This is a genomic window from Longimonas sp. (genome assembly GCF_040409695.1).
In the GTDB taxonomy this organism is placed as follows: Bacteria; Bacteroidota; Rhodothermia; order Rhodothermales; family Salinibacteraceae; genus Longimonas.
Genome location: NZ_JARWGJ010000126.1, coordinates 1 through 7,679 on the forward strand (window position 1 = coordinate 1; position 7,679 = coordinate 7,679).

The 7,679-nt window shown below is 59.6% G+C and carries 5 protein-coding genes; all 5 read left to right on the forward strand.

Annotated elements, in window-relative coordinates; translation table 11 throughout:
• The first annotated feature begins 152 nt into the window (after positions 1–152).
• Positions 153–704: a fasciclin domain-containing protein gene (locus tag PPP56_RS07920; protein WP_353563502.1), complete on the forward strand. Its 552-nt coding sequence runs from the start codon at positions 153–155 to the stop codon at positions 702–704.
• 431 nt (positions 705–1,135) lie between these two features.
• Positions 1,136–3,505, forward strand: coding sequence for an ATP-dependent helicase (locus PPP56_RS07925; RefSeq protein WP_353563503.1), 2,370 nt, complete (start codon positions 1,136–1,138; stop codon positions 3,503–3,505).
• Positions 3,506–4,088: 583 nt separating this feature from the next.
• Positions 4,089–4,655 (forward strand): hypothetical protein, encoded by a 567-nt coding sequence (locus PPP56_RS07930; protein WP_353563504.1) that lies wholly within the window; start codon positions 4,089–4,091, stop codon positions 4,653–4,655.
• Positions 4,656–4,716: 61 nt separating this feature from the next.
• Entirely contained in the window at positions 4,717–5,634 is a 918-nt protein-coding gene (locus tag PPP56_RS07935) for a hypothetical protein (protein WP_353563505.1), read from the forward strand.
• A 236-nt stretch (positions 5,635–5,870) separates the two neighbouring features.
• The gene (locus PPP56_RS07940) at positions 5,871–7,469 is read left to right on the forward strand and encodes a phytoene desaturase (RefSeq protein WP_353563506.1); all 1,599 of its coding nucleotides are present in this window, start codon (positions 5,871–5,873) and stop codon (positions 7,467–7,469) included.
• Positions 7,470–7,679: the final 210 nt, after the last annotated feature.

Below are 7,679 nucleotides of genomic sequence, written 5' to 3' on the forward strand. Positions count from 1 at the left end.
GCCACTCGAGGACGACGAGGTAGCGCTGGTACGGGCCGAACCCGAGGCGTTCAACTTCGAGAGTGCGGACGGGCCGCTGTTCGTCGAGTATCCCGAGGATGTCGATATCCCCGTCGTCACCGAGGATACCCCCTCACACCATGCAATCACTCATGAAGTCCCTCTTTTCTACGTTTGCTGCGAGCCTGCTCCTCGTTGCCGGGTTTGCTGCTGCTCCTGCTACAGCACAGGACATGGGCCAGCCCGCTGAAGGTCCGACTGTGGTAGACGTCGCCGTAGAGGCAGACGACTTCAACCTGCTCGTTGAAGCACTGCAGGCCACCGGACTCGACGCCGCACTACAGGGCGACGGTCCCTTCACCGTACTCGCACCGACCGACGAAGCCTTTGAAGCCCTTGGCGAAGAGCTGGAGCGCCTGCTGCAGGAAGAAAACATCGAAGAGCTCGTGGATATCCTCTCCTACCATGTCGTGCCTGCAGAAGCGTACGCGGAGTCTGTAGTTGAAATGGAGGAAGCCCCAACCGTTCTTGGCACACCGATCGGCATCATGGTTGACAACGGAACCGTCACCCTCAGTGGCGCCAATAGCGCTCAGGTGATCCAGACTGACATCGAAGCCTCAAACGGTGTTATCCACGTGATCGACACTGTGCTTCTTCCCCCGGAGGACGACAATGACGAGATGAACGGCGGTGGCTACTAAACACCTCGCATTGTCTGTTGAAGCGCCCCTCAGCGACGTGCTTTGAGATAAGGTGCGCCCCCAAGAGCGCTACAAACGTGTTCACGCAAAAGCCTGCTGTCTCCGTGAGGAGCAGCAGGCTTTTTGCATTCAGGAAAGTGAAAGCTCTGCAGGCGAACTTGCGCTCGACCGCCCGTCCACGCAAGATACCCTCATCACAGCAGTGTGCATTTGTCTGTAGATCGTAGTATCTTCGATGAACGTAGCAGCGCCCATTTCGTATTGGATGGTGCCCTTTCGAGCGCTGCTTCAAACGTTGCATCGTCTATTACACAACCGGCTGCACAGCCCGTATTGCTACCAGCCGTATTGCTGCCCGCGATATCCGAGCCGCGATATCTGGGCCGCTCACCGTCTCGTGCCTTCTTGTAACCCGTACCCCATTATTCTATATGGCGCGCCGTATCCAACTTTCGTCTCCTTCCCCTTCATCTATCGAACCGGACGACGGCGCCGTAGACCGCATTCTGGGCGGACTCAACAAGGAGCAGCGTGCTGCTGTTACCGCGACCGACGGCCCGGTCATGATCATTGCAGGACCCGGGTCGGGTAAGACGCGCACCCTTACGCATCGCATTGCCTACCTGCTTGCCACCGGCAAAGCCCGTCCGCACGAAATCATTGCGCTCACATTCACCAACAAGGCTGCCCGCGAGATGCGCGAGCGCGTGCAGCGCCTGGTGGGCGACCGCACCCGCGGCATGTGGATGGGCACCTTTCACAGCTCGTTTGCCCGGCTGTTGCGTCGCGAGATCGACGCGCTGGGCTACTCCAGCGACTTCTCGATCTACGACACCGACGACAGCAAGAAAATTATAAAGCAGCAGATGAATCGGCTGCAGCTAAATACCGACGAGGTGAAGCCCCGCTCGGTGCAGCGTACCATCTCCAGCGCCAAGAACCAGATGGTCGGCCCAAACGAGTACTCCAGCATGGCGCATGGCCGCCTGCAGGAAGCCACCGCCAAGGTGTTTCCAGCTTACGAAGCCGCCCTCAAACGCGCCAACGCACTCGACTTTGACGACCTGCTGCTCAAGCCGGTAACGCTTTTCAACCAGGAACCCGATATCCTGGAGCGCTACCAGGAGCGCTGGCAGTACGTGCACATCGACGAGTACCAAGACACCAACCACGTGCAGTACGTCCTGGCCAAGCAGCTGGCGGGCAAGCACAAGAACCTGTGCGTTGTCGGCGACGACGCACAGAGCATCTACGCATTTCGCGGCGCCGACATCAGCAACATCCTGTCGTTTGAGCGCGACTATCCCGGCGCAACAACCGTCCGACTGGAGCGCAACTACCGCTCGACCGAGAACATCCTACAGCTGGCTGATTCGATCATCGACCAAAACGAAGATCAGCTCGAGAAGACGCTCTGGACAGACAACGACCAGGGGGAGAAAATCCTGCTTACCGAGGCGCTCTCTGAAAAAGATGAGGCCAAGAAGGTCGAGCAGAAGATTCGCGACCTGCAGCTCCGCGAGGGGCTTAACTATAGCGACTTTGCCGTGCTCTACCGCACCAACGCGCAGAGTCGTGCAATAGAGGAGGCGCTGCGTCGCGAGAACGTGCCCTACCGCGTCATCGGAGGCGTGTCGTTCTACCAGCGCAAAGAGATCAAGGATGTGCTGGCCTACCTGAAGCTGCTGGTGAACCCAAACGACCGGGCCAGCCTGGAGCGCGTCATCAACTACCCCACACGGGGCATCGGCGCAAAAACGCAAGAGCGTCTGCGCAACTACGCCCGTGAGCAAAGCATCTCGCTCTGGCAGGCGGTCGAACAGGTTGAACAGATCGACACCCTCTCGACCCGCGCACAGAACGCCGTTGGCAAGTTTCGCTTCCTGATCGCCAAGTACATGGGTCAGGTGGATACCGAGCCCGTCGACGAACTGACGCGCGAGCTCATCCAGGACGCGGGCGTGCTGAGCGAGCTGCGCAAAGAACACACGCGCGAAAATCTGCGTCGCTGGGAGAACGTGCAGGAGCTCGTAAACGGCATTGCTGAATACACGGCCAGCTCCGACAACGCAACCCTGAGCACGTTCTTGCAAGAGGTCGCCCTGCTTACCGACCTCGACGGAGACGACGACCCCGACCAGGTCACGCTGATGACCCTGCATGCCTCGAAGGGACTCGAATACCCGGTCGTTTTTGTTACCGGACTCGAAGAGGGGCTCTTCCCACTGGCCAAAGCCACGCAGGAACGCACCGAGTTGGAGGAGGAACGCCGCCTGTTCTACGTCGGCGTAACACGCGCTGAGCAGTGGCTCTTCCTGAGCTGGGCTCGCAACCGGTATCGCTATGGGAAGCAGGAGCACAACACCCGTAGCCGCTTCCTTGACGAGATCGACAGCAGCGTAGTGAGTACCGCCGGCGGCGGCCGCCTGCGCCAGAAAAAGAACCGCTTCTCATCCTCCAGCTCCGGAGGCACCGATAACTACGACGATATGGACCCGCATTACTACCGGCAGAACCTGCGGGGCAATTCCTCAAAATCGAAGAAGCGACGCACCACGCGTACCGTAAGCAACTCCTCAAGCCGTTCCTCGAAAAACAGTTCAGGGCGCCGTGTCGTCTACGACGAAGGGGAAGGGGCTATCGTGCCCGGCGTACGTGTCGAACACGGCAAGTTCGGAGAAGGCAAAGTGCAATCTGTTGAGGGCAGCGGAGACCGGGCTACTGCCGTCGTTTTCTTTGGCGGCGACATCGGTAACAAGAAGCTAAAGCTCAAATACGCCCGCCTGCGCGTCATCGGATGACCAGCACCGCATAGCGTTTCGAGCAACGGAGCCCAGTCCTGCCGAGGCAAGCAACGATTAGGACTCTCTCGCAACGTCGCATTTATGGTAGCGGTAAGATGTTAAGTGGTCTACATCATCGTGACCCGCTCAAACCATCTCCTCGGGGCTTGGTACCGCCAGATGCATAGGAGGCCCTACCCACTTCGGGGGAGATCTTTATTCGCTACGCTCATCAGTCGCTGCGCTCGTGTCAGACTCCGCTTCGCTCCGCTCAAGATGACAATCCATGAATGGAGCGGTGCTTACCCAAAACGGACGTCTGACAATACTTACCGCATTTATCATATTTGGGAGCGGCTCAATCGTGTGTAAAATGACAAGTGAATATCACATGCACTACCTCATCCGTTAGGCTGATACGGTTTTACCCAATCCGATCGCGCGCCCTTCGGCGATCGATATGGCGCACCGGCATATCGTCCAAAGATAGATACACCGACGCCCCAAATACAGGTAGCCACCTAATGTAGCATCCGGTACCCTACGTGTGGAATCAACATACAGACCTCCCCACACGAGCACGCTCTGCGGTGTTTCTGCCATGACTATTCGAACGTTTCTCCCCCTCTTTGTAGCGTTTGCTCTCGCAGCATTCGTCTTTCCCGCCTCCGTCGCTGCACAGAGCCAGTGCAGCGACTGCGTCGGCAGCGGGAGCGACATCGCAGGAGCTCTCTTTCAAGGCGACGGGGCCCCGTGGAGCTCCTCAGAGGCGCGCGATCAGCTCAACAGCCGCGCCGCTCAGCTGAACGCCCTGGCATCTACGCCAGACGCATCGCGCTCTATGCCTCCTGTAGTGGTCGATGCTTTTGCCGCCGCGCCGCTCATGCATGCGCTACTTCGAACCGAGGTCGCCGACCGTGCCGAGCAGGCCTCCATTCAGGATGAGTGGCTTGCCCACGGCCTTCCACAGCCCGAAGCCGACGCCCTGATCAACGCTATTGCCGGACTCACCGCAAACGACCGTATTGATCCTGAAGCGCTCTATAACAGCCTGACCGTCTACAACACAGCTGTCGAGTCGGCCAGCGAGGACTTCGTGGCTGCTCCACCGGCCTCATTCGTAGCGGTACGCCACGCGCTGCATATGCTGTCTGAGTCTACGCTTTAGCAGACCCTCCCCCCGATCCACTGCACATGCATAACAGCATCCTATCACAGCACCGTCTGTCATGATTATTTACTGGTTTCTCTTTGGTGTGGGGTCTGTGCTGGGGGGTGCGGGCCTTACGCCATTTTTTGATGCGCCGCCCACAGTCGCTCCACAGGTCGCCCTCGCCCCGGCCCCTGTCGTTTCAGCAGTGCCCACTGCAGTACCTGCTTCAGAGCCCGACACCACTGCAGCCCGCCCACCCGCGCCCTCAACCACAGCAAACGACCGCGAAGCGCTTCGCCTCCCCGTACCTCCCCGTCCCCAACGCGTAACCGACCGGTCGGCCCCCGGCCTTACCCTCAACACCCCCACGGCCTTTGGCGCCCGACTCGGACAGATCTACGGCGGCGTTAACTTTCAGCATCGCATTCGCTATGCGCGCTGGCAAGACGGCGTGGCAAGCGGAGGAGCCGGACTTGGCGATCCCTCCCGGTGGGTCGGGCTCGACGTCACCGTCACCGTTCTCGATACCTACACCGATTTTGCAGAAGACAAGGCGCTTAGCTGGAAGCTTCACCGCCAGTTCGGCACGCGCTGGGCCCTTGCCGTAGGCCATGAAAACATGTGGCATACCAGCGGCACCGACGGCGGAAGCAGCCGGTACGCCGTCGCATCGCACGTGCTTCTGCTGCCGTATGATGCCCTTTCTGCTCTCGTCGTAAGCGTCGGCGTCGGGAACGACCGCTTCCTCCCCGAATCCCGCTTCCAGCAGCGCGAAGACGGCGTCAACCTGTTTGGCAGCGTAGCCGCTCGCGTGCATCCCGGCATGCACATCATCGCCAACTGGACCGGCCAAGACCTCGCGCTCGGCGTCTCGGTAACCCCCTTCACGCAGATCCCCCTCGTCTTCACCCCCGCCCTCGTCGACCTTACCGGTACCGCCGGAGACGGCGTTCGCTTTTCAGCCAGCATGGGCATGGCACTCACACTCTGGTAGCCCGAAGCGTTTGCCCATTGGGGTAGACGATTGGGGCTAAAGGGATGCGCAGTGTCCTCTCTCATCGAAACGCACACAGCGGCATAGGCAGGTATTGCAACATTTGGACGCTTTGCCTTGCAGGCGCACCGAACTGCATGAAACAGCATACCGTTTCGCATCCTGTATAGTATCGCTAAAGAGCATCTTTTCTTGAGCGCTCTTTGTTTCCCTTCCCCCCATAGCCGCGCCCAACTATGTCCTGGATGAACCGCCTCGTGCATCGCGACGATGCCTCACTCAACACGTCCACTCAGCCCGTATCGCCTGGCCCAGACGCCCCGCACGCCGTCGTTATCGGCGCCGGGCTGGGCGGGCTCGCTTCCGCCATTCGCCTGGGAGCACGTGGCTATCGCGTCACGCTCTTAGATCGCCTCGACCAGCCCGGCGGGCGCGCCCGCGTCTTCAAGCAGGATGGCTTCACTTTCGACGCCGGTCCTACAGTAGTTACCGCACCCTTCCTGTTCGAGGAACTGTGGTCGCTCTGCGGCAAATCGCTCGAAGACGACGTAGAGCTGGTGCCCGTCGACCCGTTTTATCGTATCCGCTTTCATGACGGCACGCACTTCGACTACTCGGGCGACTCCGACGTTATGGAGCGCGAGATCCGTAAGTTCAATCCATCAGATGTCGAGGGCTATCGGCGCTTCCTCAAAAAGAGCGAAGAGATCTTCGAGATCGGGTTTGAGGAGCTGGGACACGTGCCGTTTCACAACTTGAGCGATATGCTCAAGATCGTGCCCGCGATGATGAAGCTGGAGAGCCATCGCACCGTCTACAGCCTCGTATCCAAGTACGTAAAGCACCCGAAAGTGCGCAAGGTGCTCTCCTTCCATCCGCTGCTGGTAGGCGGCAATCCGTTTAGCACCACCTCCATCTACACGCTCATCGCGTTCTTGGAGCGCAAGTGGGGCGTGTGGTATTCTATGGGCGGCACCGGATCGCTCGTGAGCGGCCTGTCGAACCTGATCGATGGCCTCGACGGCACGGAGCAGCGCTATGGCGCCGACGTAGAGCAGATTCTGGTCGATGGCGGACGCGCTAGCGGCGTGCGGCTCACCGACGGCGAAGTCATCGACGCCGACATCGTGGTGTCGAATGCCGATGTCGGATACACCTACCGCCACATGATCCACCCGTCGGATCGCAAAACGTGGACCGACGAGCGCGTGGAGAATATGAAGTACTCCATGAGCCTCTTCGTCTGGTACTTCGGCACCGACCGGCAGTACGAAGACATCGAGCACCACACCATTCTGATGGGCGAGCGATACAAGAGCCTGCTCGACGACATCTTCAACAAGCAAGAGCTGGCCGACGACTTCAGCCTCTACCTGCACCGCCCCACCAAAACCGACCCGTCGATGGCGCCCGAGGGGCACGACGCCTTCTATGTGCTGAGTCCGGTGCCCCACCTCGACAGCGGTGTAGACTGGCGCGTGCAGGCCGAGCCGTACCGGCAATCGGTCGAGAACTACCTGGCCGAAACCATCATGCCTGACCTGGGCGAGCACCTTGTGACTTCGCGCATGCTTACGCCGCGCGAGTTTCAGATGGAGTACAAGAGCCTGAAGGGCGCGGCCTTTAGCGTCGAGCCGATCTTGCAGCAGAGCGCCTGGTTCCGCCCGCACAACGAAAGCGAAGACATCGACCACCTGTACTTCACAGGCGCCGGTACGCATCCCGGAGCCGGCATGCCCGGTGTGCTCTCCACCGCGCGCGTCCTCGACAGCATCGTGCCTGCCCCCAGTGAGCTGCGTCCCGTGTATCCGGAGAAAACGTCGATGACGGCGTAGCAAGAGCAAAAAACTACCGACAAGATCTTTTCCCATGCCCGAAATGCAAGGCTCGGCAGTGCGTACGTTCGATGTTTCATCTCCTTCGCCCACGGCGATCCGACGCCTGGATAACGGCATGTGCGGGTTTTTTTGACAAGGAACAGGCAGAGCATCAAGCACCTCTGTGGTAGTGACCGCCACCACAAGAGCCTTGCCCAATACTCTGCC

Coding starts and splice junctions, on each gene's coding strand:
- PPP56_RS07925 (WP_353563503.1), top strand. CDS start 1,136: ATGGCGCGCCGTATCCAACTTTCGTCTCCTTCCCCTTCATCTATCGAA.
- PPP56_RS07940 (WP_353563506.1), top strand. CDS start 5,871: ATGTCCTGGATGAACCGCCTCGTGCATCGCGACGATGCCTCACTCAAC.
- PPP56_RS07920 (WP_353563502.1), top strand. CDS start 153: ATGAAGTCCCTCTTTTCTACGTTTGCTGCGAGCCTGCTCCTCGTTGCC.
- PPP56_RS07935 (WP_353563505.1), top strand. CDS start 4,717: ATGATTATTTACTGGTTTCTCTTTGGTGTGGGGTCTGTGCTGGGGGGT.
- PPP56_RS07930 (WP_353563504.1), top strand. CDS start 4,089: ATGACTATTCGAACGTTTCTCCCCCTCTTTGTAGCGTTTGCTCTCGCA.